The sequence below is a fragment of the Mycobacterium sp. NPDC003449 genome, from assembly GCF_053588415.1.
The window spans coordinates 41,916-67,528 of the sequence record NZ_JBSFPX010000008.1 but is presented as its reverse complement, the minus strand read 5'-3'; the positions used below and the strand labels follow the sequence as shown (position 1 = coordinate 67,528).

The following is a 25,613-nucleotide window of genomic DNA, read 5'->3' as shown; positions in this document are numbered from 1 at the left end:
ATCAAACCGCGAGGAGCCTGCCGAGTTCGTCGCGCCCGGCCTCGTCGAGCGGCAACAGCGGCGCACGCGGATCTCCCACGCCCCGCCCCAGGAGGTCGAGACCGGCCTTGACGGTGGTCGGCAGCCCACCGGCCACGATGAATTCCAGCAGCGGACGCAGGTCGTCGTACAAGGATTCGGCCCGTGCCGCGTCACCCGCCAGGATCGCATCGTAGAGATCGAGACAGGGCTGCGGACGCAGGTTCGGTGCGGCCGTGCACCAACCCTTCGCCCCGGCATTGAACGCCTTGAGCACCAAGGGATTATTGCCGTTGTAGAAGGGCAGCTGCCGGTCGCTGAGCTCAGCGATGCGCAGCATGCGCGACAGGTCACCGGTGGATTCCTTGACCATGGTGACGTTGTCGATGTCGGTGAACATCTGCACCAACAGCTCGGGGCGCATATCGATACCACTCGTCGCGGGGTTGTTGTACACCATGATCGGGATGCCGATAGCAGCGCCGATCGCGGCGTAGTGCTGCGCGATCTCCCGCTCGGACAGCTTCCAGTACGAGATGGGCAGCACCATCACCGCGTCCGCCCCGGCGCGTTCGGCGTAGCGGGCTCGGCGAATCGTGTTGGCAGTGGTCAGATCGGAGGCGCCGACGATGACTGGCACGCGGCGCCCGGCCACGCCGATGGTGGTGTCGACCACGGTGTCGAACTCGGCTTCGGTGAGATACGCGGATTCACCCGTGCTGCCGAGCGGAGCGATCGCGTGCGCTCCCCCGGTCACCAGACCCTCGATGAGGGCGGCCAGTCTGCCGGTGTCTACTTCCTCGTCAGCGGTGAACGGCGTGACGGGGTAAGCGATGATTCCGTGGATGTCGGGAGTGGTCATGGTTGTGTCCTTCGGTGTGCGATGAGGTGGGGGTCAGTTGCCGATGGCGTCGGGATGGCGGAGGAGTGCGCGTCGTGCGTAATAGGCGAAGTTGGCCTGGCTCCGCTTGGGCCGCAACGTCCAGTCATGCGCTTCACGCGCCAACCTCGGTGGCAACTCGGCGATCACCCCCGCGGACATCGCCGCAAGTTGCAGCTTCGCGCCGCGTTCGATGAGCATTGCCAGTGAACACGATTCTTCGATGCTGGCGCCGGCGACCACCTGGCCGTGGTGGGCCAACAGGATGGCTTTCTTGTCACCGAGGGCAGCGCTGATGATCTCGCCCTCTTCGTTGCCGACTGGGACTCCCGGCCAGTCCGCCAGAAATGCGCAATCGTCGTACAGCGGAGCGATGTCCATCTGCGAGACCTGCAGTGGCACCTCCAGCATGGACAGTGCCGCCACGTGAAACGGATGCGTGTGCACGATGCACTGCACGTCCGGCCGGGCCCGGTAGATCCAGGAGTGGAAGCGGTTGGCGGGATTGGCCATCCCGTCGCCGTCGAGGACGTTGAGGTCCTCATCCACGAGAAGCAGGTTCCCGTCGGTGATCTCGTCGAACCCCAGCCCCAACCGTTGGGTGTAGTACGTGCCCGGTTCTTCGGCGCGAGCGGTGATCTGCCCGGCGAGGCCGGAGTCGTGGCCCGCGTCGAACAACGCGCGACTCGTCAACGCCAGCTTCTGCCGAGTCGTCAGCTGTGATTCCTCGACGTGCGTGGACATTCCATCCAACGCACGCTTCATCAGGGTTTCTTTTGAATCACCGAGTGTGCTTGTCATCAGAGAACACCTTCCGGGTAGACGGGCGACCTACCCGACACCATAGGACACTTTGTGTCCTATGGTCAATATGGTTGACGCGGCGCCGCGGTCAGGGGATGCGGGCCCGCGCCGGCATCAGCCGGTCAGGTTGCGTCATCGATGACGCAGGTAATCGGTATGAGTCAGCACGAGCACCTCGCTGGCCGCTTTGCCCCGCTGGCGGAGTTGATGCGGCAATGACGCGTCAAAATAGGCACAGTCACCCGTTCGCAGGGTGATCAATTCATCCTGATAGCGCATCTCGACCGTCCCGGCATGAACGAACACGAATTCCTGTCCGGCATGAGCCGGGTGCGGATGGTCGGTGAACTCGAGGGTGGGTTGGACGATGAACGGCGACATCGACTTTCCCAGCATGGCGGTCGCCACGGCGTGGTAGCGACCGGCCGTCCGTTCCGCAGCGCGGTCGACAGTCAACGTCGTGACCGACGGGTCCTCGGAGAACAGCTGTGCCACATCGACCTCAAGCGCATGGGCGACCTTCATCGCCACCGAGATCGACGGCGTTGACCGCTGCCGCTCGATCTTCGACAGATAACTCTTGGTCAGACCCGTGATTTTGGCGAGTTCGTCCAGCGTCATTCCACGCTGTTGACGCACGGCACGCAGCAGAGCGCTCATCGCACCTCCGTCCGATCGGCGATCGTCTCAGGTGCTCGACATGATCCCATAGGACATATGGTGTCCTATGGAGGACATCCCGTCAGGTTCAGGATCGCGCGGTGCCCGTAACCAGGGCCCACAGGCCCTCTGAGCCCGCGGCGGTCGCGTAATCGGTGAGCCTGTCGTCCCAATACTGTACCGACCCGTACTCCGAACGCCAGGCCAGCGCGGGTGTGGTGAACTCGTGCAGCCGGTGTTCGCGCGTGGTGCCGATCGCGCCGTGCACCTGATGGGCGTTGCGCACCACGACCGAGGCGGCGTGCCCGGCGCACGACCGTGCCACGGCGACAAGGAATTCCAGATGCGGTGAGGCCCAGTCGGTGCACAGCACCTCGGCCAGGGCACCGTCGGTTGCGGCCCTCGCCAGTGCGGCCTCGGCGGCGATGTCGGCCACCAGGTTCTGCACGGCCTGGAACTTCGCCAGCGGTCTGCCGAACTGGATGCGCTCACCTGCGTGTGCTACCGACATGGCCAGGATCCGGTCCAGCGCCGCGCAGACCTGGACCGCCCGCGCGAGCGCCGCACGCAGATGAAATTCCCGGACCACGGTGTCGGACACCGGTTCTCCGTGCAGCGCGGAGAGATCGCAGGCAACGGTGTCGCGCGGTTCACCGGCCCCGTTGCTGCCCGGGGTGACCGTGAGCCCGGCCGGGTCCACGTCGGCGACCCGGTGCGTGGTGCCGTCATGCCACACCACGACGAGACGCTCGGCCGTCGACAGCCACGGCACCGCCCTGGCGGCGCCGTCCCCGTCGAGCAGGCAGGCGGTGCGCCGCGACGCGTCGACCGGCAACCCGGCCGCCTCCAGCAGCCAGCAGGCCAGCAGGTCGTGTTCGGCCAGCGGGACGCTCACCCCGTTGCCCGCCGCAGCCCGCAGCAGCTCGGCCGCCTCGGCCCAGCCCGCCCCACTGCCGCCGGACTTCTCCGAGCCGGTGAGCCGCACCAGGCCGAGTTCGCCGAGCCGGCCCCATAATTCGTCCAGCCCGTGGCCCGGCTCGTAGCGTTCCCGGTGGGCGGCGAACACCGCAGACATCATCTCGACCAGATCGGCGTCGACCACAGTTTCGCTCATCAGCGCTCTCTCTTCTTCGCGCAAGCACTCATCAGCGCATCCCCAGTCCCCGTGCGATCACCCCGCGCAGGACCTCGTTGGTCCCGCCGCGCAGGGTGAAACCGGGACGCTGGACGACCGCGTCGGCCAGCAGCTGCCGGTATTCGTCATCGTCGATCTCACCGAGCAGATCCGCGAAATCGGCGATGTCCCCCTCGGTGGTGGTGCCCAGCACCTTGACGACCGCGGCGGCGGTGTCGGCGGGCTCGTGGCGTTGCAGCGCCCCGGCGACCGCCGTCGACATCTGGTGCAGACCGGTGATGCGCGCGAGGAAGCGCCCGAGTTCGGTATGGCGGGGCAGGACATCGGCGGCCATCTGCCCGGCGACGCCGGCCAGCAGCGGAAAGGTGGACAGGAAACGCTCCGGCCCGCTGCGCTCGAAGCTCAGCTCGGAAGTCACCTGCTGCCAACCATTTCCGATGGTGCCGAACACCATTTCGTCGGACACGAACACGTCGTCGAGGATGACCTCGTTGAAATGGTGCTTGCCGTTCATCGAGATGATCGGCCGGATGTCGACGCCGGGAGCGCGCAGGTCCACGATGAACTGGCTCAATCCGTCGTGTCGATGCACGGGGTCGACGGGCGCGGTGCGGGCCAGACAGATGAACGCGTGCGCCAGATGCGCACCCGACGTCCACACCTTGGTGCCGGTGACGTGCCATCCGCCGTCGGTCCGCGCCGCCCTGGTGCGGACACTGGCAAGGTCGGATCCGGAGTCGGGCTCGCTCATCCCGATCCCGAAGTAGCACTCCCCTTTGGCGATGGCGGGCAGGAACTTTCGCTTCTGGATCTCGGTACCGTACTTCAGCAGCGACGGCACGATCTGGCGATCGGCAATCCAGTGCGCCCCCACCGGCGCCCCCGCCGCGAGCAGCTCCTCGGTCACCACGAACCGCTCCTGATGGCTGCGGCCGTGCCCGCCGTATTCGACCGGCACGGTCATCCCGAGCCAACCCTGGGCGGCCAGCGCCCGGCTGAAGTCCTCATCCCAGCCGGTGAGCCAGCTGTCGGCGTAGCGCCCGATCTTCCCGGCGCGCTGCTGGCCCGCGACGAACTGCCTCACCTGGAGCCGTAATTCGTCCATATCGTGCGGATCGTCGGCCACCGCCGGTACCAGTCGGGTCATCTGCGTTCCGTTCATCCGGCCGCCATCGACGTGACCGTCGGCCTGGCTTTCACCACGCCGGACTCGGCCAGAGCAGCGATCTCGGCCTCCGGATAAATCACCTCGGCACCCAGATCGGGCAGGGTCGCGGTGGCGAACGGCCCCATGATGACCGTGGTCAGGTCGATCACCCGCAGACCGGCCACAGCACCGGGAGTGATGTGCATCGGGACATCCTTTCGCCGTGGCGGACCGCGCCGCAATCGACTATCGCAGGTCCCGACATCTTACGCAATATCGGACTATTTTACGTATATACATCTTTACTATGCTTCTGGTCAGCTCCGAGAGGACCTCCCGTGACCCACCCACCCGACGCCAAACCCCGCGCCAGGCACCGCACCGTCGACCGGGTTGCCGAGATCCTCGAATTCGCGGCCCGCGCCCACGCCGGCACCACCCTCAGCGAGATCGCCAAACACCTCGGCGCCCCGGTGAGCTCGGTGCAGGGGCTGGTCAACGGGCTGGTCGCCACCGGGTATCTGGACGAGCGCGACCGGCGCTACGGGCTGGGCAGTGCGCCGTATCTGCTGAACCGGCTGGCCGGCCGCGAGCCGGTGTCCACCGTCACCCACGCCGACCTGCGGACCATCCACGACCGGTCCGGCTTGACCACGGTGCTGTCGATCGCGGTGGGCCCCAACATCTTCTACGTCGACTACTGCTCGACCGATCCACGATTCGCCTATCTCGCCGAGAACTACGTGCAACGCTCACTGATCCGCACCTCGGCTGGCTGGGTGCTGCTGGCCGGGATGGACAAACGTGACCAGTGGGCCTATCTGCGGGGTGTGGCCGACGACGAACAACCCCTGATCGACCGATTCTTCTCGGCCCTGCCCGCTATCGAGGAGAGCGGAATCTGCGCGGCCCCCAACGCCTCCGAACGCGGCGACGGCATTTCCATCGCCGTGCGCGAAAAGGACAAGACGGTGGCCGCGGTGGGGATCATCTCGACGCACGAGGAGATTTCGGCACGTCGCGATGAGCTGACGGTCATTCTGCGCGAGCGGGCCGGGGACTGGTCGGCCCGCCGAACCGGCTGACCGACCGCAGCCGCAGGCATATCCGGGCGTTCGGCTACGTTGTGTGCACTATGAGTGCTTCATCCCCCGCGCTGACCATGTACACGACCACATGGTGCGGTTACTGCTCCCGGCTCAAGACCGCTCTGAAGGCCGAGGGCATCGCCTGGTCGGAGGTCGACATCGAGGCCGACCCGGCCGCGGCGGAGTTCGTCGGCTCGGTCAACGGGGGCAACCACGTCGTGCCGACCGTCAAGTTCGCCGACGGGTCCACCCTGACCAACCCCAACATCAAACAGGTCAAGGCCAAACTCGGCTGACCGTTCCGTTTTCTCGCGAGCAGACGCGCAGGTACCCGGTACGGCGACGTTCCGGGTACGCACGTGTCTGCTCGCCGTGGAACAGGGGCGGTTCAGTCCAGCGCAGCCCACGACTCGATGATCTCGCGGGCAATCGAGATCGATCCGGGCAGCAGGAGCCGTGACGACGACTCGCTGCTCCAGTCGCCGTGCGCGAGGGCCTCACGGATCTCGGCCCGGGTGAACCACTCGGCCTCGGCGATCTCGCCGTCGTTGTACGAGAACGGCTGCTCAGGATCGCCGACCGCGTGAAACCCGACCATCAGCGAGCGCGGGAACGGCCAAGGCTGGCTCCCCAGATACTGCACGTCGGTGACGGTCAGGCCGACCTCCTCGGCGATCTCGCGCACCACGCACGATTCGAAGGACTCACCCGCCTCGACGAATCCGGCCAAGATCGAGAACAGCCGCTCGGGCCAGGCCGTCTGGCGGGCCAGCACCGCACGATCGTGACCGTCGTGCACCAGGCAGATCACCGCCGGGTCGATCCGGGGAAACTCCTCGTGGCCGCTGTCGGCGTTGACCCGGGACCAGCCAGCCTTGATGGGTTTGGTCGCCGCGCCGTCGACCGCGCTGAATCTGGCGTTGTCATGCCAGTTCAGCAGCGCGGTGGCGGTCGCGACGAGCTGCGCGCTGGTGTCGTCGAACACCTGCCCGGCGCGGCGCAGATCGAGCACCTCGGTCTCGGCGTCCGGATCCTCGGGCCCCTCCAGCGCACCACGCACGGCCCACACGTGTCTGCCGTCGTGCACGCGCCCCAGAAAGACCGCGTTCTCCGGAGGTTTGTCGCCGAGCTTGGCGGCCCGGCCGAGCACCGCCCGGCCACCCGAGATCAGCACCTGGTTGCGCCGGTCCACCCGCAGCAGCAGCGCATCGGCCCAGCCGGCCAGCGCCCCATCGATATCGGTGCGCAGCACATCGGCACGGTCGGCGCCGACCCTCGACAGCAGCGGAACATGGCGTAGCTGAAACCGCATCACAATCCCCCGTCGCTGCGCTCGCCCCTGGCATTTCCCCCGTCGCTACGCTCGCCCCCGGTCACCGCTCGGCGTCCGCACTACGGATGTACAGCAGCCGGTCCCCGGCCTCCAGCGCATCCACCTCGGGCGCGTCCACCCGCACCAGATGACCGCCCCGCACCACCCCCAACACCAGGTCATGCAGATGCCGCGGCGAGCCGCCCTCCTCCTTGGGCGTGACCTGGCGCTCGGCGATCGCGAAACCGGCATCGGGGGTCAACAGGTCCTCCATCATCTCCACCACGCTGGGGGTCTGCGTCGCGATGCCCAGCAGCCGGCCCGCGGTCTCCGAGGACACCACCGTCGAGTCCGCACCGGACTGCTTGAGCAGGTGCAGGTTGTCGGATTCCCGCACCGCCGCGATGATCTTCGCCCTTGGCGCCAACTCACGGGCGGTCAACGTGACCAGCACGGCGCTGGCGTCGTCGTCGGCGGCGACGATGATCGACTTCGCATGCTGGGCACCGGCCAGTCTCAGGACGGCGGAATTGGTGGCGTCGCCGTGGACGGTGACCAGGCCGGTTCCCTTGGCCCGTTCCAGCGCGGCCGCGTTCTCGTCGACGACAACGATATCGGCCGGCGCGACCTCGTCACCGACCATCGCCGCGACCGCCGACCGCCCCTTGGTGCCGTACCCGATGACGACGGTGTGGTTGCGCACTTTGTTCCTCCATCGCTGAATCTTCAGCGCCTGCCGCGATTGGGTGGTCAGCGTTTCCACCGTGGTACCGATGAGAACGATCAGGAACGCCACCCGCAGCGGAGTGATGACCAGGACGTTGACCAGGCGGGCCGACGGCGAGTACGGGGTGATGTCGCCGTATCCGGTGGTCGACAGCGACACGGTCGCGTAGTACAGGCAGTCCAGGAATGTCAGCGGGTCGTTGTCGTCGGGTGTGCTCTCGATATCACGGTAGCCGTGCCGGTCCAGGTAGACGATCAGCACCGCGGCGAACAGGGCGGCCAGTGCGTACAGCATCCGCATGGCGATCCTGCGCCCCGGGCTGACGAAAGGCTCGGGGATGCGCAGCACATCGACGAGCGCGGCGTCGGGCTGCGAGGTGAGGCTGGGGTCGATCGCGGCCAGCCGGCGCCGCAGCCTGCCCTTAGCCATGCGAACCGGTCATCGAACAAAGCCACCCGGATAGCACCGGGACCGATCCGAGCACACGCACGTCACAATGTAACCATGACCGCACCCACGCCCGCGCAGATCGCCTACCGACTGGCCGCCATGCTGTTCGGCGTGGGGATCGTGCACTTCCTCGCACCCAAACCGTTCGACACGATCATCCCGGCCGAATTGCCCGGCGGCCCGCGGTTCTACACCTACGCCTCGGGGGCGGCCGAGCTGGCCACCGGTGCGCTGCTGGTCGCGCCGCGTACCAGGCGTGTCGGGGGGCTCGCGGCGGCGGCGCTGTTCATCGCGGTGTTCCCGGGCAATATCAACATGGTGCGGCTGTGGTGGGGCAAGCCGTGGCCGATGCGCATCGGTGCGATCGCGCGCCTGCCGCTGCAGATCCCGATGATCACCTCGGCGTGGAAGGTCTACCGAAACTCCTGACCGCGGCCGACGGTCACTCGGGGGGCGTCGCCAACAGCGCCTCCAGTTCCTCGACGCCGGGCAGCGTGGCCGGACTGACGGTCGTCCCCGACCGCACATAGTGGAATGCGGCACGGACGGACTCCGGCGCGCACCCGCGCAGCGCCGCCCAGGCCAGTCGGTACACCGCGAGCTGGATCGCGGCGTGCTGCTTGGCTTCCTGAGTCGACGGCGGTTCGCCGGTCTTCCAGTCCACCACGGTGGTGAGGCCGTCGGCCCCGGCGAACACCGCATCGATCCGGCCGCGCACCACGGTTCTGCGGGCGCCGATGACCATGTCGAACGGCACCTCGACCTCGATCGGGGTGCGGGCGGCCCACGGCGACCTGATGAACGCGTCCTGCAGTTCGGCGAGATCTTCGGCGCAGGCCTGTCCGTTGTCCCCGTCCACCGCGCCGGGGAGATCGTCGAGGTCGAACAACCGCTCGGCATGGAAGTAGCGCTGGACCCATTCGTGAAATGCGGTGCCCAGCAGGGCGTGTGGGTCGGGACGCCGCGGCAGCCGCCTGCGCAGCCGCTCCCGTGTGCCCTGCGGGTCGCGGCCGAGTTCGACCAGGGTGCTGACCGACAGTTGCCCCGGCAACTCGACGGGCACCGGCGCCGGCCCGCGTTCCCGTTCGGCCAGCAGGGCGTCGACGTCGGCGGCCCAGCCTTCCCGGTCGGTGTCGGTGTGGATCGCGCCGGCCATCGCCTGTGTCACCAGGTCTGCCCCGAGCCGCACGCCGGGGCCACCCGCCGCGACCGGGGGCCACAGTGCCTCGACGACCCTGTCCCGCAGGGGATTGACCGTGCCCGGGGCGGGATCGCCCGCCCACTGCTCGATCTCGCCGCACGGCGTGCCGTCGGCCGCGGCTTCGTCGATGATGGCCTTGAGCTCGACGAGAAACTCCGACGGTCCACGCGGTTTGCTCTCGGTGGCACCCCAATGGTGACCGGAGACCAGCAGGGTGTCCTCGGCCCGGGTGATCGCCACGTACAGCAGGCGGCGTTCCTCGTCGATGCGCCGCTGTTCGAGACTGCGTTTGTGATCGGAGATCTTGTCGGACAGGATCTTCCGATCGTTGACGTCGGAGGTGTCGAGTACCGGCACCCCGATCTCGGACACGGTCGCGCGGTCGCCGCGCAGCAGCGGAGGCAGGTCGGAGGGGTCGGTGAGCCAGGTTCGTGCCGACGCCGTCGACGGGAACACCCGCCCACTCAGGTGCGGCACCGCCACCACCTGCCACTCCAGCCCCTTGGCGGCGTGCACGGTGAGGATCTGCACCCGGTCGTGGGCCACCGTCAATTCGGCAGGCGCCAGGCCGTTCTCCACCTCCATGGCGGCGTCCAGGTAGGCGAGCAGGGCCGGCACCGAGGCCCCCGGCCTGCCGGCGAAATCGGCAACCAGGTCGCCGAACCTGTCCAGGTGTTCGGTGCCCGACCACCCCGCCGTCACCGGACGGGCGGCGCGTGCCTCGGCGTCCAGGCCGAGCACCCGCCGGACCTCGGCGACCAATTCGGGCAGCGGCTGGCCCAGATGGGCCCGCAGCATCGTGAGCTCGCGACCGAGCGCGACGATGCGCTGCCGACCGATGGGCGAATACCGTTCGGGCGCACCGGGATCACAGATCGCGTCGGCCAGGCAGGCGGCGTCGGCGTCGGGAGCCGCCTGCGCGACGATATCGGCGGCGCTCGGCTCACCCGCAGGCCGGTCGTCGAGTTCGACGGCGCGACGCCACAACGCGGCGATGTCGTGGGCGCCCAACCGCCACCGTGGCCCGGTGAGGATGCGCATGACCGCCGAACCCGCAGTGGGATCGGCCACCAGCCGCAACATGGCCACCAGGTCGGCCACCTCGGGTACCGCCAGCAGCCCGGCCACCCCGACCACCTCTACCGGCACCCCGCGGGAGGTCAGCGCATCGGCCATCGGGGCGGCATCGGCGTTACGCCGCACCAGCACCGCCGAGGTCGGGGCGGTCACGCCCCGGCCCACCGCATCGTGATAGGTCCGCGCCAAATGATCTGCCACCCAGTCCCGCTCGGCCTCGACATCGCCCAGCAGCGCACACCGGATGGTGCCGGGCTCGGCATCGGGCCGCGGCCGCAGCGCCCGCACCGCCACCGAGCGCCGACGCGCCTCCGCCGACACCGCATTGGCCACGTGCAGGGTGCTCGGCGGGTTGCGCCAGCTGGTTCGCAGTTCCAGGCTGGGCGCGGGAGTGCCGTCGGCGTAGGGAAAGTCGGTGGTGAACCGCGGCAGGTTGGTCGCCGAAGCGCCGCGCCAGCCGTAGATCGACTGGATCGGATCGCCCACCGCGGTCAAGGCCAGGCCGTCGTCGGCCCCACCGCCGAACAGCCCCGACAGTGCCACCCGCTGGGCATGTCCGGTGTCCTGGTACTCATCGAGCAGCACTACCCGGTAACGCTGTCGCAGCTCCGCACCGACCTGTGGGAACCTCGCGGCCAGCCGCGCCGCCGCGGCCATCTGCATACCGAAATCCATCACCTTGTCGGCGCGCATGCGCTCATGCAGGGCGTCGATCAACGGGACGAGTTCGGTGCGTTCGGTCTGGGTGGCCAGCATCCGCAACAGCCACTGGCCGGGGCCTCGGTCGCGCTGGTACGGACCGGGCGGCAGGGTGTGTACGAGCCGTTCCAGTTCGACGTGCGTGTCGCGCAGTTGGTCGGTGTCGACGAGATGTTCGGCCAGCGCCCCGGACAGCCGTAACACCATGGCGGTGACGGCCGCCGGTGTCTTGTCGGTGTCGAGTTCACCGGGATGCGCGCACACCACGTCGAACGCCAACTGCCACAGTTCGGTTTCGCTGAGCAGCCGGGTGTCGGGCTCGACGGGGAGCAGCAGACCGTATTCGCGCAGCAGGGTGCCGGCGAAAGCGTGGTAGGTACTCACCGTGACCGACCCGGCCGTGTCGTCGGCCGCGCCCGGCGCCGGGGCCAGCCCGGCACCGGCCAGCCGCGCCAACCGGGTGCGCACCCGGCGCAGCAGCTGGCCCGCGGCCTTGCGGGTGAACGTCAGGCCAAGGACCTGCGATGGGGTGGCGTAGCCGTTGGCCACCAGCCACACCACCCGGGCGGCCATCGTCTCGGTCTTGCCGGCCCCGGCACCCGCGATCACCACCAGCGGCCCCGGCGGTGCGGCGATCACCGCGGCCTGCTCGTCGGTGGGCGGGAAAAGCCCCAGCGCCGCGGATAATTCGGCCGGGGTGTAGCGGGCCGTGGCGACCGCCGTCATGACCGTTGCCCACCGGACTGGGCCGGGCAGCTGGACCGCACCGGGCAGTGTGCACAGCCGTCGTTGATCCGCGCGAGGAACTCCGGTCCCGCGGTGGCCGCCGCGGCCCGGGCCACCGAATCCCGCCACTGCGCCTCGGATTCGGCGGTCAGCGGATCCTGCTCGCGTTCGGTGGCCCCGGCCGCGCCGGCCTTACCGAGATACACCAGCCGGCCCCCGCCCGGCTCATTCCCTTCGGCCAGCAGGCCCGCCGCGACCGCAAGCTGGTACATGGCCAGCTGGGCGTGGCTCTGCGCATCGGCCTTGCTGACCGTGCTCTTGCCGGTCTTGAGGTCGACGACCACGAGACGGCCTGCCTCATCACGCTCCAGCCGGTCCAGGCGCCCCCGCACCCGCACGCCGGGCGCATCGCCGTCCGGCTCGACGACCACCCCGTCCACATCGATCTCGGTGCCGACCTCGGTGAGCTCACGCCGGGTGTCCGAACGCCACCGGGTGAAGGTCTCCAGCATGGCACGATGACGTGCCAGCTCGTTGTCCGAGTACCACTGCGCCTCGAAGGGCAATTTCTGCCAAACCTTTTCGAGATCATTGAGCAGTTGACTCTCGGTCTTGCCCGGATCGGAGACCAGGGCGTGCACCAGCGATCCGACGGTGGAGCGGACATCGCGACCGTCGCTGCCACCGTGGCGTTCCAGCAGCCAGCGCAGCGGGCAGTCGGTGAGTGTCTGCAGCGTCGACGGTGACAGGGTTACCGGGCGGGTCGGATCCGACCACAACGGTTCCTCGGTGGACAGCGGGGTCATGGCGTGCCAGTGGGCCGGGTCGGCGCCGGCCACCCCGGCCTCGGCCAGCCGAGCCAATTGTGTTGCCGCACAGGTACGATCCTCGTCGTCGACCGATCCGTCCGGGGCACACACCACGGCCCGCAACCGGCCGACCAGCGCGGAAGGCACCAGCACCCGCGGCGCGACCAGCGGCGGCTGCCGGACGGGTTCGGTGGCCAGGCCCGCGAGTTCACCACAGAACGGCGAGGGCAGCAGCGATTCGTCGCCCGCGTCGCTGTCGACCGCGGTCACCAGGAGCCGAGTCCTGGCCCGGCCCATCGCGGCCAGCAGCAGCCGTCGCTCCTCGGCCAGCAGCGGTGCCCTGGTCGACACGGTCCGGTCCGCTGCGGTGGCGACCCCGTCGAGCACGTCCACCAGGTGCTGGGTCGCGAGCACCCCGCCACGCGGAATGGTGTTGGGCCACAGCCCTTCCTGGACCCCGGCGATCACGACGAACTCCCATTCGCCGCCGAGCGCGGCGTGCGCGCTGAGCACCGCCACCGCGTCGGAGGTGTCGGCTTCGGCCGGTGCTGCCTGCGTACCCAGCCGTAGGACGTGGTCGACGAGCCCGCGCACCGAGGCGCCCGCGGTCCGGTTCACGTATTGATCGGCCACGTCGAAGAGCGCGGTCACCGCGTCCAGATCGCGCTCGGCCTGCACCCCGGCGCTGCCTCCCCGCTCGCCTGCCGTCAGCCAGCGACGTTGCAGCCCACTGGCATGCCAGGCCTGCCACAGCGTGTAGCGCGGATCGGCGCCTCCCGCGTCGGCACGGGCCGCGGCCGCGAGCACCGCCCGCAGCCGGCGCAACGGCCGCAGCTGCTCGGCGGACAGCCCGTCCGGGTCCGCAGCCACCGCGGCGACCAGCAGGTCGCCGAAATCCCTTGGCGGTTGCGAACCGTCGGCGCGGCGCAGGGCGCGGCGCAACTGTCGCAGGGTGACCGGGTCGACCCGCCCGATCGGCCCGGTCAGCAATCCCACCGCGTCGACGGCGTCCAGGCCGCCCGCGGCGGTCGCCGACAACACCGTCAGCAGTGCGGCGACCGCGGGCTGCGCGGCCGCCGACGCGGCCGCACCCCGCTCCTTGACCGGAACGCCGGCCGCGGTCAATGCGCGGGACAGGCCGGGACCGGTGCGGGGAACCGACCGCACGATGACCGCCATATCCGACCAGGCCAGCCCGTCCACCAGATGTGCCCGGCGCAGGGCGTCGGCGATCATCGCGCCCTCGGCGTGCGGCGATGCGGCGATGCGCACGGTGACGGTGCCCTCGGTCTCCGGGTTTCCCGACAACTCGCGCGCGCCACCCACCCCCGGCAACCGAGCCGCGATACCGGCGACGGCCGCGGCCACCGCTGGTGCACACCGATGCGATGCGGTCAGGGTGATCGCCGGATGGGTGTCGTCGCGCAGCAGCTCCGGATCGGCGCCGCGGTAGCCGAATACGGACTGGTCGGGGTCCCCGGCGATGACGGTGAGACCGCTGCCGGCGGCGAGTACCCGGACCAGCAGGGCGGCCTGCGGGTCGAGTTGCTGGGCGTCGTCGACCAGCAGCAGCCTGATCCGCCCGCGTTCGGCGGCCAGCAGATCGGCGTCGGTGCCGAATGCCTCCAGCGCGGCACCGACCAGTTCGGCGGCGCCCAGCGCGGGGATGGTGGCCTGCGGCGCAGCCATACCGACCGCCGAACGCAGCAGCATGATCTGTTCGTAGGCCTGGGCGAACCGCCCGGCGGCCAGCCATTCCGGGCGCCGGGCCGACCGGCCGAGCCGTTGCAGCGCAAGCGGATCCACCCCGCGCTCGGTGCAGCGCGCGATCAGATCACGCAGCTCGGTGGCGAATCCTGCCGTGCTCAGAGCCGGCCACAGTTGCCGCGGCCAGCCCACCGGCGAATCCGCGCCGTCCTCCAGATCGCCTGCCAGCAGCTCACGGATGATGCCGTCCTGTTCGGCGCTGGTGATCAGCCGGGGCGGCGCATCACCGTTGCGCTGCGCGGCGAGCCGCAGGACCGCGAAGGCATAGGAGTGCACGGTGCGCACGAGTGGTTCGCGAACCACGCCCGAGGTGCCGGCGGCCAGCAGGCGCGCGGTGATGGCGGCCCGTGCGGCGGTACGGAGCTGCGCCGACCCGGTCAGCAGCAGAACCGATTCCGGGTCGGCGCCGGCGGCGATGTGCTCGACCGCGGTGGTGACCAGCAGCGAGCTCTTGCCGGTGCCCGGCCCGCCCAGCAACCGCACCACCCCAGTGCGCCCCGGCTCGAGCAGGGCGGTGCCGGCCGGGAGCGCGGACTCGACGTGTTGTGCGGTCATGGTGAGCATGACACCAGAGGGGACCGACAAGTAGCGGAGCGGATTGGAGCGACAGACCCGACAAGTAGCGGAGCGGATTGGAGCGACAAGCCCGACAAGTAGCGGAGCGGAGCGGATTGGAGCGACAGGCCCGATAGGCAGCGGTCGCGGGCGGCCTGGCAGCATCGACGGCGTGCCCGACGACCACGAGCCCATCCAGCTGCAGGTGTACCGGTACGGCCCACCGGGTCCACCGCAGCTGCTGCTGATCCACGGCCTGACCGGTCACGGCCAGCGCTGGCAGACCCTGGCCACGCGGTATCTGCCGGAGTTGTCGATCGCGGCGCCCGATCTGATCGGGCACGGCCGCTCGTCATGGCAGGCGCCGTGGACGCTGGACGCCAACGCGGCGGCGCTGGCCGCGCTGCTGGACCGCCCGACCCTGGTGGTCGGGCATTCGTTCGGTGGGGCGCTGGCCTTGAATCTCGCTGCCGCCCATCCTGATCTGGTCAGCGGTCTGGTGCTGCTGGATCCGGCGGTCGGGCTGGACGGCCACTGGATGCGTGATATCGCCGACAGCATGCTGGCCTCGCCCGACTATACGGATCGTGACGAGGCCCGCCTGGAGAAGGTCAACGGTTCCTGGGGTGAGGTCGAGCCGGCCGAGCTTGACCGTGATCTCGACGAGCATCTGGTCGAGCGGTCGGACGGGCGGTGGGCCTGGCGGCTCAGCATCCCGGCGATGATGGCGTACTGGAGTGAGCTGGCGAGACGGCCCGCCCTTCCGCGCGGCGGGACGCCGACCGTGCTGGTGCGCGCCACCCGCACCAGTCCGCCGTATGCGCGCGACGGGTTGATCGACACGCTGGCCGGCCACCTGGGTGCGGATTTCACGTTGTTGGACTGGGATTGTGACCATATGGTGGCCCAGGCCAGGCCCGCCGACACCGCGGCGCTGATCCGCGAACGGCTGGGCTGATATGGCGGCGGTGACCGAGGAGCAGGTCGAGGCGGTACGGGCCCTGGTCGCCGCGATTCCGGCCGGCCGGGTGTCCACCTACGGCGATATCGCCAACACCGCAGGGCTTTCCAGTCCGCGGATCGTCGGCTGGATCATGCGCACGGACTCCTCGGATCTGCCCTGGCACCGGGTGATCACCGCATCGGGCCGGCCCGCACCGCATCTGGCCACCCGGCAGCTGGAACGGTTGCGGGCCGAGGGTGTGCTGGCCGTCGACGGTCGGGTGCCGTTGCGCGAATACCGGCACCAGTTCTGAGGCGAGCAGACGCAAACCTGCCTGTTTCGGGCGAAATTGGGGCAGTTTTATGTCTGCTCGCCGGAGAAACTCGCCAGAGAACGGGAGCGCTAGAGGATCAGCCGGACCAACGAGGCGGTGCGGGCAAGACCCGGGAACGCCGCGGCGGTGGACCGCGGATGCAGTGCATGCACCGCCAGGCGGAACATCAAAGCCCGCAACAACATCTGCGGCCACTCCGGTAGCGAGTCCCAGCGCTCCACCAGCCCGTCGTCGGCGTCACCCCAGGACAGGGCGTCGACCACGACCACCCCGGCGGCCCAGGACGACGGCCGCCAGTACGGCGTGATGTCGGTGATGCCTGGGGCCGCGGTGCCGGCGAAAAGCACTGTGCCGTAGAGGTCGCCGTGCACCAGCTGGGGGGAACCCCTGGTCGGCCTGCGCAGCCCGGACAGTTGGTTGATCAGCTCGACCGAGCGCTGCCCGTCCGTCGAGCCCGGTGCCACCCTGGCCCCGGCCGGCAGCGAATGCAGTGGGCGGTCCTCCCAGGCGGCGCGGTCGGCGGCGATGAACACGTCGACATCGGCCCACGGCGCGACCGGGGGCTGGGTCAGGAACCGCGGCCGGTCCAGTTTCGCGGTGGCCTCGTGCAGCCGCACCGCCGCCGAGACCACCTCGTCGTAGCGCGGTTCCGGGGTGCCCGCGACGAAGGTGTCGGCCCGCCAGCCCGCGACCACGTACCGCCCGTCGGTCGAGCGGACGGGCCTGGCCAGGCGCACCCCGTCGACGAACAACGTCTCGCGCACCTTGGCCGACCACGCCGAGCGGGCATGGTCTGGCACGAGAGACATCACCACTTCGCCGCAGCGCCAGCCACCCTCCCAGCTTGAGCCGAGCGGGACCGGGCGCACCCCGGACAGGCCGAACGCCGCCAGCACATGTTCCGGCGGGCGTTCCACACTCACTACCTCAGCCTAAGCTGTGGACCCGCAAACAGGCCGTCAGTACATGACCATGTCGGGTTCGAGCTGTTTGGCCCAGGCCACAATCCCGCCCTGCAGGTGCACGGCGTCGGAGAATCCGGCCTTCTTGACGATGGCCAGCACCTCGGCCGAGCGCACCCCGGTCTTGCAGTACAGCACCGGTGTCCGGTCGATCGCGAGCTTGGACAAGGCGTCACCGGATTCGAAGGTCGGCTTCGGGATGAGTTCGGCGCCCTTGATGTGATTGATATCCCATTCCACCGGCTCACGGACGTCGATCAGGGCCAACGGTTTGCCGGAGTCGAGCAGCTCCTGGAGCTCGCTCGGGGTGATCGTGGAACCGGACGCGGCGTCGGCGGCGGCTTCCGAGACGACGCCGCAGAACTCCTCGTAGTCGATCAGCTCGGTGATCTTCGGGGTGGCCGGGTCCTTGCGGATTCGGATGGTGCGGTAGGTCATGTCGAGGGCGTCGTAGACCATCAGCCGGCCCAGCAGCGGCTCGCCGATGCCGGTGATGAGCTTGATCGCCTCGGTACCCATCACCGAGGCGATCGAGGCGCACAGGATGCCCAGCACGCCACCCTCGGCGCAGGACGGCACCATGCCGGGGGGCGGCGGCTCGGGGTAGAGGTCGCGGTAGTTCAGGCCAAGACCGTCCGGCGCGTCCTCCCAGAACACCGACACCTGGCCCTCGAACCGGTAGATCGAGCCCCAGACGTAGGGCTTGCCTGCCAGCACGGCGGCGTCGTTGACCAGGTACCGGGTGGCGAAGTTGTCGGTGCCGTCCAGGATCAGGTCGTACTGGCCGAACAACTCGACGGCGTTATCGGGTTCGAGCCGGAACTCGTGCAGATTCACCGTGACCAGCGGGTTGATCTCCAGGATCGATTCCTTGGCGCTGAGCGCCTTGGACTTCCCGACGTCAGACTGGCCGTGGATGATCTGGCGTTGCAGGTTCGATTCGTCGACGACGTCGAACTCGACGATGCCGATCGTGCCCACCCCGGCGGCGGCCAGGTAGAGCAGCGTCGGCGAGCCGAGCCCGCCGGCACCGATCACCAGTACCTTGGCGTTCTTCAGCCGCTTCTGCCCGATCAGGCCGACATCGGGAATGATCAGGTGACGGCTGTAGCGGGTCACCTCTTCACGGGTGAGTTCGGCGGCCGGCTCAACCAGCGGCGGTAGCGACACATCCAAATTCGTGGACACCGGAGGTCTCCTCAGTTTCGCGGTCAGTTCCTGGTCCCAGGTGCTCGTACCCACAACGGTAATCGGGGCATCATGCTTCCCGAACGGCGGCAGCGGTTCCGGGGCGGCGATTAAGCGATGGGATACGGCCAGGGATTGAACCGGCAGGTCAGCCCGTTGGGCTGGACGGTCTCCGGATCGAACTTGGCGGCGTCGTTGTTCGAGGTGGAAAAGGTCTGCTGCATCATGATGGGCGCCAGGTCCCCGTTGCCCTCGCAGCCCTCGTGGCGCCGGTAGCCGACGGCGTGGCCGACCTCATGGTTGACCAGATACTGGCGGTAGGAGCCGATGTCGCCCTGGAACGGCACCGCCCCGCGCACCCAGCGGGCCTCGTTGACGAACACCCTGGGCTGATCGCCGTCGTAGGACGGGTTGAAGCACGACGACTCGAGCTGGATGTCGTAGCCGCAGCCCTCGCGGACCGTCATCGGTGAGGTCAGCGACACCCGGAAGTCGGGTTCGACGCCACTGCCCGCGTCGACCCTGGTGAAGGCGAACAGGCCGTTATGGGTCCAGCTCTTGGGGTTGGAGAGGGTCTCGCTGACCATCCGCGCGAACCCTTCGTCACCACCGAACGAGGCGGTGTCCACCCCGTCCTCGACCTCGACGGTGTAGGTGAACGACTTGGTGGTGCCCTCCCCCACCTTCGGCAGCGCGCCGGGCACGATGTGCCAGGTCTTGGCGCCGGCCTCGGTGAACGGCCCGCCCGCGGGCAGGATCCCGGTCGGCAGGTTGGCGTCGAACTCGGTCAGCCCTTTGGGCGGAGCCCCGACGATCGCGGTGCTGGCGGCGTCGATCGTCGGGGGGCCCTGCACCGGGCCGTCGTCGCCGAGGGCCGATTGCGGTGCGCTGGTGCCGGTGACGGTCTGGTACACCACCACCACGGTCAGCACGATCAGCACCGGAAGCGCGTACGCGCGCCATCCGTAGGTGGAGACGAAACGCCCGATCCAGGTCTGTTTGCGCCAGTGTTGCCGGTCGTCTCGATTGGAGCGGGTTCGGCCGGAATCCACGGCAAGCGGATCGCGTTGCGCGCGCAGCGGCTCCCGCCACTCGTTGCGCAGCGCCGGGACACGGCCACCCCCGCGATGTCCCGGGTCGTAGGTCACCGCACCAGAATGGCACAGCCGCCCCTCGATCCGTTCGCTGCGCGTCCGCTCCGTGACCTCGCCGGTGCCATTCCGAAATCCGCGACCGGTGCCCCAGCGGGCCGGGATCGACGGCCGATGAGCGAGCGTGTTTGGCTACCCGGCGCGCAACGGTAGTAATGTCGTGGCGATGAGCTGCGCGGACGAACATGTCCAAGTGCGCCACAGCAATACAGATTGAGGACTTGATGAGCGATCTCGCCAACCCCGCTGAGAGGAGAGGCGAAAAGCCCGCGGCGGGTGCCGGCCGCCGCGGAAACCGGCTCCCGCGTGACGAACGCCGCGGGCAGCTGCTGGCGGCTGCCAGCGAGGTGTTCGTCGACCGGGGCTATCACGCCGCGGGTATGGATGAGATCGCAGAACGTGCGGGCGTCAGTAAACCCGTTCTCTACCAACATTTCTCATCGAAGCTGGAGCTCTACCTGGCGGTGCTGCAGCGCCATGTCGACAATCTGGTGTCGGGCGTGCGGCAGGCGTTACGCACCACCACCGACAACCGGCAGCGGCTGCGCGCCGCCGTCGAGGCGTTCTTCGATTTCATCGAACACGACGGCCAGGGCTACCGGCTGATCTTCGAGAACGACTACGTCACCGAACCGCAGGTCGCGGCCCAGGTGAAGGTGGCCACCGAATCCTGCACGGATGCGGTGTTCGACCTGATCAGCCGGGATTCGGGGCTCGAAGCGCACCGGGCCAGGATGATCGCGGTGGGCCTGGTGGCGGTCAGCGTCGATTCGGCGCGCTACTGGCTGAACAACGAGCGGCCGATCGACAAGGACGCGGCCGTTGAGGGCACGGTGCAGTTCGCCTGGGGCGGACTGTCACACGTGCCGCTCACCCGCTCCTGATTCAGGCGGATTCGGCACCGACGCCGAAGCCGACGCGGCGAACATCGGCCGCACCGATCTCGACATAGGCGATCCGGCTCGACTGCACCAGGAATCGGCGTCCCTTCTCATCGGTCAGCGCCAGCACACCCGCATCCTTGGTGAGTGCGTCGGTGACCTGCTGCTCCACCTCGGTGGGCGTCTGCGCGCTGTTGAAGGTCAGCTCCCGCGGACTGTCCGTGACACCGATCTTGACCTCCACGCTGGACCCCTTTTCTTCTCTGCTTACTTCGTGTCCCTCAGCAGGCTAATGGACGCCGCCCACGCCCCGGCGGCGACGGGACTACGCGCTGAGCGAAGCGGCCGGGCGGCGGTCGAGATGTTGGGCGGCCGAACCGAGTCCGGACCGTGACCAACACGCGCCGCGCTGAACATCATCTGTCACTTCTGTCTCGATAGCATCAGCACCGATATTGGACGAGACGACTGGACAGCCGCATGACCAGGCACTATTCGCCGTACGACACGGCGCACACCGAACGTTTCGGGGACCACCGCTCGGAGCCGGGCGCCTACCGGACGTACCCCTCCCACCCGGGTCACGACGCCAGCTACGAGGCCGGTTACCAGGTTGAGGACTACGACGACTTCGTCGACGACATCGAGTTCTACGAGGACCCCATCGACCGGCGCTGGATCTGGGTGGCCGGTGTGGCAGGCGCGGTGCTGCTGGTCGCGGTCATCTGCACGGTGGTGATCCTGGGTGGCGGCGACAGCGGCTCGGTGTCGGCGACGGTGGCCCCACCGCCCACCGAGACCAGCCAGCCGGCCACCACGCCCCCGCAGGATGCGACGTCGACCCCGAAGCCGGTCGCGCCGTCGGCACCGCTGTCCCCCGAGACGGTCACGACGGTGACCCCGTCGCCCAGCGCCCCCGCCGCGACGACCCCGCCGGTACCCGCGGCGCCGCCCGCCCCGGCGGCCGCGGCTGCGCCCGCCACCGACCCGCGCACGATCACCTACCGGGTGACCGGGACACGCCAGCTCATCGACCTGGTGACGATCGTCTACACCGATGCGCAGGGCGCGCTGCAGACCGATATCAACGTGGCGTTGCCGTGGGCCAAGACCGTCGTGCTCAATCCCGGCGTCGAGCTCAAATCGGTCACCGCGACCAGCATCGCCGGTCAGCTCAACTGCTCGATCACCGACGCCTCCGGCGCCGTGATCCTGCAGCAGAACACCAACAGCATGATCTCCACCTGCACCCAGTAGCCGGGATCAGGCCAGGCCCAGTTCCTGCATCCGGGAATGGTGGGTGTGTTGCAGGCGGCTGAAGAACTCGGCCATCTGGGTCAGCCCCTCACCGCTGGACATCACCAGATCGACGAGTTCGTCATGATCGGCGAGCACGAACTGCGCCTGGGTGACCGCCTCGCCGAGGAGACGACGCGCCCAAAGGGCCAACCGGTGCCGCTGGCGTTCGCTGGCGGTCACCGCGTTCTGCACCTCGGCCACCACGAACTGTGAGTGACCGGTCTCGGCCAGCACCGCCCGCACCACCGACGCGACCTCTTCCGGCAGGGCGCCGGCGATCTCCAGGTAGAAATCGGCGGCCAGTGCATCGCCGATGTAGGTCTTCACCAACGCCTCCAGCCACGTGCTCGGCGTGGTCATCCGGTGGTAGTTCTCCAACACCGTGGCGTATTTGGAGATCGCGGAGACGACGTCAACTCCCCTGCGTTCCAACGCATCCCGCAACATCTCATAGTGGCCCATCTCGGCGGCGGCCATGCTGGCCATGTTGATCCGGCCCCGCAGGTCCGGCGCCATCCGGGCCTCGTCGGTCAGCCGGTAGAACGCCGCGACTTCGCCGTAGGCCAGCACCGCAAACAACTCGTTGACCCCCGGATGCGCCGCGGTCACACCGCCGGGGGCGCCCTGGTCGACGATCCGTTCTGCGGCAGGCTGAGACGCATTCATGGCGCCAACTCTAGACTCCGCGCGGCGTCCGGAACGGCCGGCAAATCGGGCCGGGCATGCCGACCAGCTACAATGACACGTGGTAACGGCTTCGAGCCCACTATTGGACCGATACCGGGTCGTTTCTGGACATCGATACGCCATCGGTTCAAGTCGATTCAGGTCTGCCCGGATCCGCTACCAGGAAATGTGCGTGCACGCAGTCGGCCCGCCGCCAGAGCTGGGCCCAAGCGGATCGGCAGCGCCGTCGGATACCCGATGTATCCGGGCGAACCCGGCCGTTTTCATCGTCGAACTCGTGCGCGCTGGATGCCCATGAGGTTTGACAGTGAAAGGCTACCGCCCGCGATTATGACCCATCTGAACAAGACTTTTGCCGAGCTCGGTGTGCGCGAGGAGATCGTGCGCGCCCTCGCCGAGAAAGGCATCGAACACCCCTTCGCCATCCAGGAACTGACCATGCCGCTGGCGCTGGCCGGCGACGATCTGATCGGCCAGGCCCGCACAGGCATGGGCAAGACCTACGCCTTCGGCGTTCCGCTGCTGCACGGCGTCGTCAGTGACGAGAAGCGGCCGCTCAACGGCACCCCCCGCGCGCTGGTCGTGGTTCCCACCCGCGAACTGTGCCTGCAGGTCTACGACGACCTCGCCGGCGCCGCGCAGTACCTGAACGCACCGGACCGCAAGTTCTCGGTGACCTCGATCTACGGCGGCCGTCCGTACGAGCCCCAGATCGAGGCGCTGCGCAACGGTGTCGACGTGGTTGTCGGCACCCCGGGTCGGCTGCTCGACCTGGCCCAGCAGGGCCATCTGCAGCTCGGCGGCCTGTCGGTGCTGGTGCTCGACGAGGCCGACGAGATGCTGGACCTGGGCTTCCTGCCCGATATCGAGCGGATCCTGCGGCTGACCCCCGACGACCGGCAGTCGATGCTGTTCTCGGCCACCATGCCCGACCCGATCATCACGCTGGCCCGCACGTTCATGAACCAGCCGACCCACATCCGGGCCGAGGCCCCGCATTCGGCGGCCACCCACGACACCACCGAGCAGTTCGCCTACCGGGCCCACGCGCTGGACAAGGTCGAGTTGGTGGCCAGAATCCTGCAGGCCGACGGCCGCGGCGCCACGATGATCTTCACCCGTACCAAGCGCACCGCCCAGAAGGTGTCCGACGAGCTGGCCGAACGCGGCTTCAAGGTCGGCGCGGTGCACGGCGACCTGGGCCAGGGCGCGCGCGAGAAGGCGCTGAAGTCGTTCCGCACCGGCCAGATCGACGTCCTGGTCGCCACCGATGTCGCCGCCCGCGGTATCGACATCGACGACATCACCCACGTCATCAATTTCCAGATCCCCGAGGACGAGCAGGCCTATGTGCACCGGATCGGCCGGACCGGCCGGGCGGGCAAGACCGGTATCGCGATCACCCTGGTGGACTGGGACGAGCTGCCCCGCTGGGCGATGATCGACAAGGCGCTGGGCCTGGGCTGCCCGGATCCGGCCGAAACCTATTCCAGCTCGCCGCACGTCTACACCGAACTCGGTATTCCGGCCGACGCGGGCGGCACCGTCGGCACCCCGCGCCGCTCCGGCGCCAAACGCGAGGACCGGCGGGCCGGTAGGGGCGACGGATCCGAGACGCGGATCTCCTCGGCGGATTCGCCGTCGGACCGCCCGGCCAGGACCCGCAACCGGCGGCGCACCCGCGGCGGTAAGACCGCCACCGGCCATCCCCAGAGCGCTGCCGCCGAGGCGTCGGACGGGGCACCGGTCACCGATTCCGGTGACAACGGCAACGAGGCGCCGCATTCCGCCCGGCGCCGCCGCCGTCGCCGCCCGCGCAAGACCGAATCGGCCACCGCCGGCTAGCCGGCAGCCCATCACCCGATGGTCAAACCCGAACGCCGCACCCGCGGCGATATCGTCGCGGCCGCCGCGATCGTCGCGGTCATCGCGGTCGCGGCCGGATTGATCTGGTGGACCAGTGATGCGCGGGCCACGATGAGCAGGCCCGCACCGTCACCAGTGCCGTATCTGACCCCGGCCTCCGCGGTGCCGGGCACCCTCGCCCAGCGGTGGGCCGCCGACAGCCGCAAGACCACCGTGCCGGTGATCGCCGGCGGATCGGTGGTGACCGGGGATGGGCGCACCGTCGACGGACGCGACCCGGTCAGCGGCGCGGTGCTGTGGAGCTACGCCCGCGACGTCGACCTGTGCGGGGTGACCTCGGTGTATGAGTACGCCGTCGCGGTCTACCCGGACCAGCGCGGATGCGGCCAAGTCAGCACCATCGACGGTGAGACCGGGCGGCGCGGCCCGACCCGGACCGCCTACGCCGACCCCGCCGTCAAGTTGTCCACCGACGGCACCACCGTGCTGTCGGCCGGCGACAGCCGCCTCGAACTGTGGCGTTCCGATATGGTCCGGATGCTCAGCTACGGTGCGCTCGACGCCAGGATCAAACCCGACGTGCCCGCGCTGCCGCTGTGCCGGCTGATGTCGGCGGCGGCGAGCTCGACGGCCGTTTCGGTGCTGGAATCCTGCCCCAAAGCCAAGGATCTGCGGCTGACCCTGCTGCGCCCGGCCGACGAGGAGGACACCCCCGATGTGCGCTTCGTCGACCTGCCCGGGGTGACCGCCGAATCGGGTGCCCGGGTGATCGCCGTCTCGGGAACCACGACCGCGGTCTATCTGCCGACACCGAAACCGACCGTCAACATCGTCGACGAGACCGGGGCGACGGTGGCCAGCACCCTCCTGGCCAAACCCGCCGCACCGCAGTCCACCACGACCAGCGCCGGGAAGCTGATCACCTGGTGGACCGGGGATTCGGTGCTGGTGTTCAGCACCGACGAAGGGGCCGATGGACTGCGCTACAAGTACACCGTCAGCCCGTCGGGGCGACACCTGCCGGTCGGCCCGGCCACCGTGATGTCGGGACGGCTGCTGGTGCCGGTCGACGACGGCTACGACGTGTTCGACCCCGACACCGGGACCGGGGAGCGGCACATCCCACTGGCCCGCAAGCCCAGCGTCTCCCCGGTGGTGCCCGCGATCGCCGGATCGACCGTGCTCGAACAGCGCGGCTCCCAACTGGTGGCGCTGGGTTCCGGATAACCACCTGCGCGCCGAGTTCG

Annotated in this window: 24 protein-coding genes; 9 read left to right on the top strand and 15 right to left on the bottom strand. The window is 69.0% G+C overall.

Annotated elements, in window-relative coordinates; all coding sequences use genetic code 11:
* Position 1: 1 nt before the first annotated feature.
* From ACWDTP_RS04475 to ACWDTP_RS04450, 6 genes are all read right to left on the bottom strand, one after another.
* On the bottom strand, positions 2 to 880 hold the full coding sequence (locus ACWDTP_RS04475; RefSeq protein ID WP_450016978.1) for a dihydrodipicolinate synthase family protein: 879 nt from the start codon (positions 878 to 880) through the stop codon (positions 2 to 4).
* A 33-nt stretch (positions 881 to 913) separates the two neighbouring features.
* Entirely contained in the window at positions 914 to 1,699 is a 786-nt protein-coding gene (locus ACWDTP_RS04470; RefSeq protein ID WP_450016976.1) for an aldolase, read from the bottom strand.
* 135 nt (positions 1,700 to 1,834) lie between these two features.
* On the bottom strand, positions 1,835 to 2,362 hold the full coding sequence (locus ACWDTP_RS04465; protein ID WP_450016974.1) for a helix-turn-helix domain-containing protein: 528 nt from the start codon (positions 2,360 to 2,362) through the stop codon (positions 1,835 to 1,837).
* Between the two features lie 88 nt (positions 2,363 to 2,450).
* Positions 2,451 to 3,479: an acyl-CoA dehydrogenase family protein gene (locus ACWDTP_RS04460; RefSeq protein ID WP_450017024.1), complete on the bottom strand. Its 1,029-nt coding sequence runs from the start codon at positions 3,477 to 3,479 to the stop codon at positions 2,451 to 2,453.
* Positions 3,480 to 3,507: 28 nt separating this feature from the next.
* Positions 3,508 to 4,644, bottom strand: a complete 1,137-nt coding sequence (locus ACWDTP_RS04455) for an acyl-CoA dehydrogenase family protein (protein ID WP_450016972.1) — start codon at positions 4,642 to 4,644, stop codon at positions 3,508 to 3,510.
* Positions 4,645 to 4,655: 11 nt separating this feature from the next.
* Positions 4,656 to 4,850: a CoA transferase gene (locus tag ACWDTP_RS04450; RefSeq protein ID WP_450016970.1), complete on the bottom strand. Its 195-nt coding sequence runs from the start codon at positions 4,848 to 4,850 to the stop codon at positions 4,656 to 4,658.
* A gap of 132 nt (positions 4,851 to 4,982) precedes the next feature.
* Here ACWDTP_RS04450 and ACWDTP_RS04445 point away from each other — a divergent pair, with 132 nt between their 5' ends.
* Together ACWDTP_RS04445 and ACWDTP_RS04440 are read left to right on the top strand one after the other, a co-directional pair.
* On the top strand, positions 4,983 to 5,729 hold the full coding sequence (locus ACWDTP_RS04445) for a helix-turn-helix domain-containing protein (RefSeq protein WP_450016968.1): 747 nt from the start codon (positions 4,983 to 4,985) through the stop codon (positions 5,727 to 5,729).
* Positions 5,730 to 5,779: 50 nt separating this feature from the next.
* The gene (locus tag ACWDTP_RS04440; RefSeq protein WP_450016967.1) at positions 5,780 to 6,028 is read left to right on the top strand and encodes a mycoredoxin; all 249 of its coding nucleotides are present in this window, start codon (positions 5,780 to 5,782) and stop codon (positions 6,026 to 6,028) included.
* A 92-nt stretch (positions 6,029 to 6,120) separates the two neighbouring features.
* Here the strand turns inward: ACWDTP_RS04440 and nudC are convergent, their stop codons facing one another.
* Positions 6,121 to 7,044 (bottom strand): NAD(+) diphosphatase, encoded by a 924-nt coding sequence (gene nudC, locus ACWDTP_RS04435; RefSeq protein ID WP_450016965.1) that lies wholly within the window; start codon positions 7,042 to 7,044, stop codon positions 6,121 to 6,123.
* A gap of 61 nt (positions 7,045 to 7,105) precedes the next feature.
* Positions 7,106 to 8,200 (bottom strand): potassium channel family protein, encoded by a 1,095-nt coding sequence (locus ACWDTP_RS04430; protein WP_450016964.1) that lies wholly within the window; start codon positions 8,198 to 8,200, stop codon positions 7,106 to 7,108.
* A gap of 75 nt (positions 8,201 to 8,275) precedes the next feature.
* Here ACWDTP_RS04430 and ACWDTP_RS04425 point away from each other — a divergent pair, with 75 nt between their 5' ends.
* A complete protein-coding gene (locus ACWDTP_RS04425; RefSeq protein ID WP_450016962.1) occupies positions 8,276 to 8,650 on the top strand; it encodes a DoxX family protein in 375 nt (124 codons plus the stop codon).
* 13 nt (positions 8,651 to 8,663) lie between these two features.
* Here the strand turns inward: ACWDTP_RS04425 and ACWDTP_RS04420 are convergent, their stop codons facing one another.
* Positions 8,664 to 11,924, bottom strand: coding sequence for an ATP-dependent helicase (locus ACWDTP_RS04420; RefSeq protein ID WP_450016961.1), 3,261 nt, complete (start codon positions 11,922 to 11,924; stop codon positions 8,664 to 8,666).
* Positions 11,921 to 15,055: a PD-(D/E)XK nuclease family protein gene (locus ACWDTP_RS04415; RefSeq protein WP_450016959.1), complete on the bottom strand. Its 3,135-nt coding sequence runs from the start codon at positions 15,053 to 15,055 to the stop codon at positions 11,921 to 11,923. Before ACWDTP_RS04415 ends, ACWDTP_RS04420 begins: the two co-directional genes overlap by 4 nt.
* Before the next feature lie 172 nt (positions 15,056 to 15,227).
* On the opposite strand from ACWDTP_RS04415, the gene ACWDTP_RS04410 reads away from it, so the two are divergent.
* Positions 15,228 to 16,013 (top strand): alpha/beta fold hydrolase, encoded by a 786-nt coding sequence (locus tag ACWDTP_RS04410; protein ID WP_450016957.1) that lies wholly within the window; start codon positions 15,228 to 15,230, stop codon positions 16,011 to 16,013.
* Between the two features lies 1 nt (position 16,014).
* Complete coding sequence (locus ACWDTP_RS04405) at positions 16,015 to 16,311, top strand: MGMT family protein (protein WP_450016955.1); 297 nt, start codon at positions 16,015 to 16,017, stop codon at positions 16,309 to 16,311.
* Positions 16,312 to 16,400: 89 nt separating this feature from the next.
* On the opposite strand, the gene ACWDTP_RS04400 is transcribed toward ACWDTP_RS04405, so the two are convergent.
* The 3 genes from ACWDTP_RS04400 to ACWDTP_RS04390 form a co-directional block, all read right to left on the bottom strand.
* Positions 16,401 to 17,255, bottom strand: coding sequence for a TIGR02569 family protein (locus ACWDTP_RS04400; protein ID WP_450016954.1), 855 nt, complete (start codon positions 17,253 to 17,255; stop codon positions 16,401 to 16,403).
* A gap of 36 nt (positions 17,256 to 17,291) precedes the next feature.
* Positions 17,292 to 18,470, bottom strand: coding sequence for an adenylyltransferase/sulfurtransferase MoeZ (gene moeZ / locus ACWDTP_RS04395; RefSeq protein WP_450017022.1), 1,179 nt, complete (start codon positions 18,468 to 18,470; stop codon positions 17,292 to 17,294).
* A gap of 122 nt (positions 18,471 to 18,592) precedes the next feature.
* Positions 18,593 to 19,630, bottom strand: coding sequence for a DUF3152 domain-containing protein (locus ACWDTP_RS04390; protein ID WP_450016952.1), 1,038 nt, complete (start codon positions 19,628 to 19,630; stop codon positions 18,593 to 18,595).
* Between the two features lie 227 nt (positions 19,631 to 19,857).
* Here ACWDTP_RS04390 and ACWDTP_RS04385 point away from each other — a divergent pair, with 227 nt between their 5' ends.
* On the top strand, positions 19,858 to 20,517 hold the full coding sequence (locus ACWDTP_RS04385) for a TetR/AcrR family transcriptional regulator (RefSeq protein ID WP_450016950.1): 660 nt from the start codon (positions 19,858 to 19,860) through the stop codon (positions 20,515 to 20,517).
* Position 20,518: 1 nt separating this feature from the next.
* Here ACWDTP_RS04385 and ACWDTP_RS04380 read toward each other — a convergent pair whose 3' ends face one another.
* A complete protein-coding gene (locus ACWDTP_RS04380; RefSeq protein ID WP_450016948.1) occupies positions 20,519 to 20,758 on the bottom strand; it encodes a DUF3107 domain-containing protein in 240 nt (79 codons plus the stop codon).
* 236 nt (positions 20,759 to 20,994) lie between these two features.
* Here ACWDTP_RS04380 and ACWDTP_RS04375 point away from each other — a divergent pair, with 236 nt between their 5' ends.
* A complete protein-coding gene (locus ACWDTP_RS04375) occupies positions 20,995 to 21,771 on the top strand; it encodes an MmpS family transport accessory protein (RefSeq protein ID WP_450016946.1) in 777 nt (258 codons plus the stop codon).
* Positions 21,772 to 21,777: 6 nt separating this feature from the next.
* Here the strand turns inward: ACWDTP_RS04375 and ACWDTP_RS04370 are convergent, their stop codons facing one another.
* Positions 21,778 to 22,479, bottom strand: a complete 702-nt coding sequence (locus ACWDTP_RS04370; protein ID WP_450016944.1) for a ferritin-like fold-containing protein — start codon at positions 22,477 to 22,479, stop codon at positions 21,778 to 21,780.
* Positions 22,480 to 22,794: 315 nt separating this feature from the next.
* On the opposite strand from ACWDTP_RS04370, the gene ACWDTP_RS04365 reads away from it, so the two are divergent.
* Positions 22,795 to 24,345: a DEAD/DEAH box helicase gene (locus ACWDTP_RS04365; RefSeq protein ID WP_450016943.1), complete on the top strand. Its 1,551-nt coding sequence runs from the start codon at positions 22,795 to 22,797 to the stop codon at positions 24,343 to 24,345.
* Between the two features lie 18 nt (positions 24,346 to 24,363).
* Positions 24,364 to 25,593, top strand: a complete 1,230-nt coding sequence (locus tag ACWDTP_RS04360) for an Rv3212 family protein (RefSeq protein ID WP_450016941.1) — start codon at positions 24,364 to 24,366, stop codon at positions 25,591 to 25,593.
* The last annotated feature ends 20 nt before the right edge of the window (positions 25,594 to 25,613 follow it).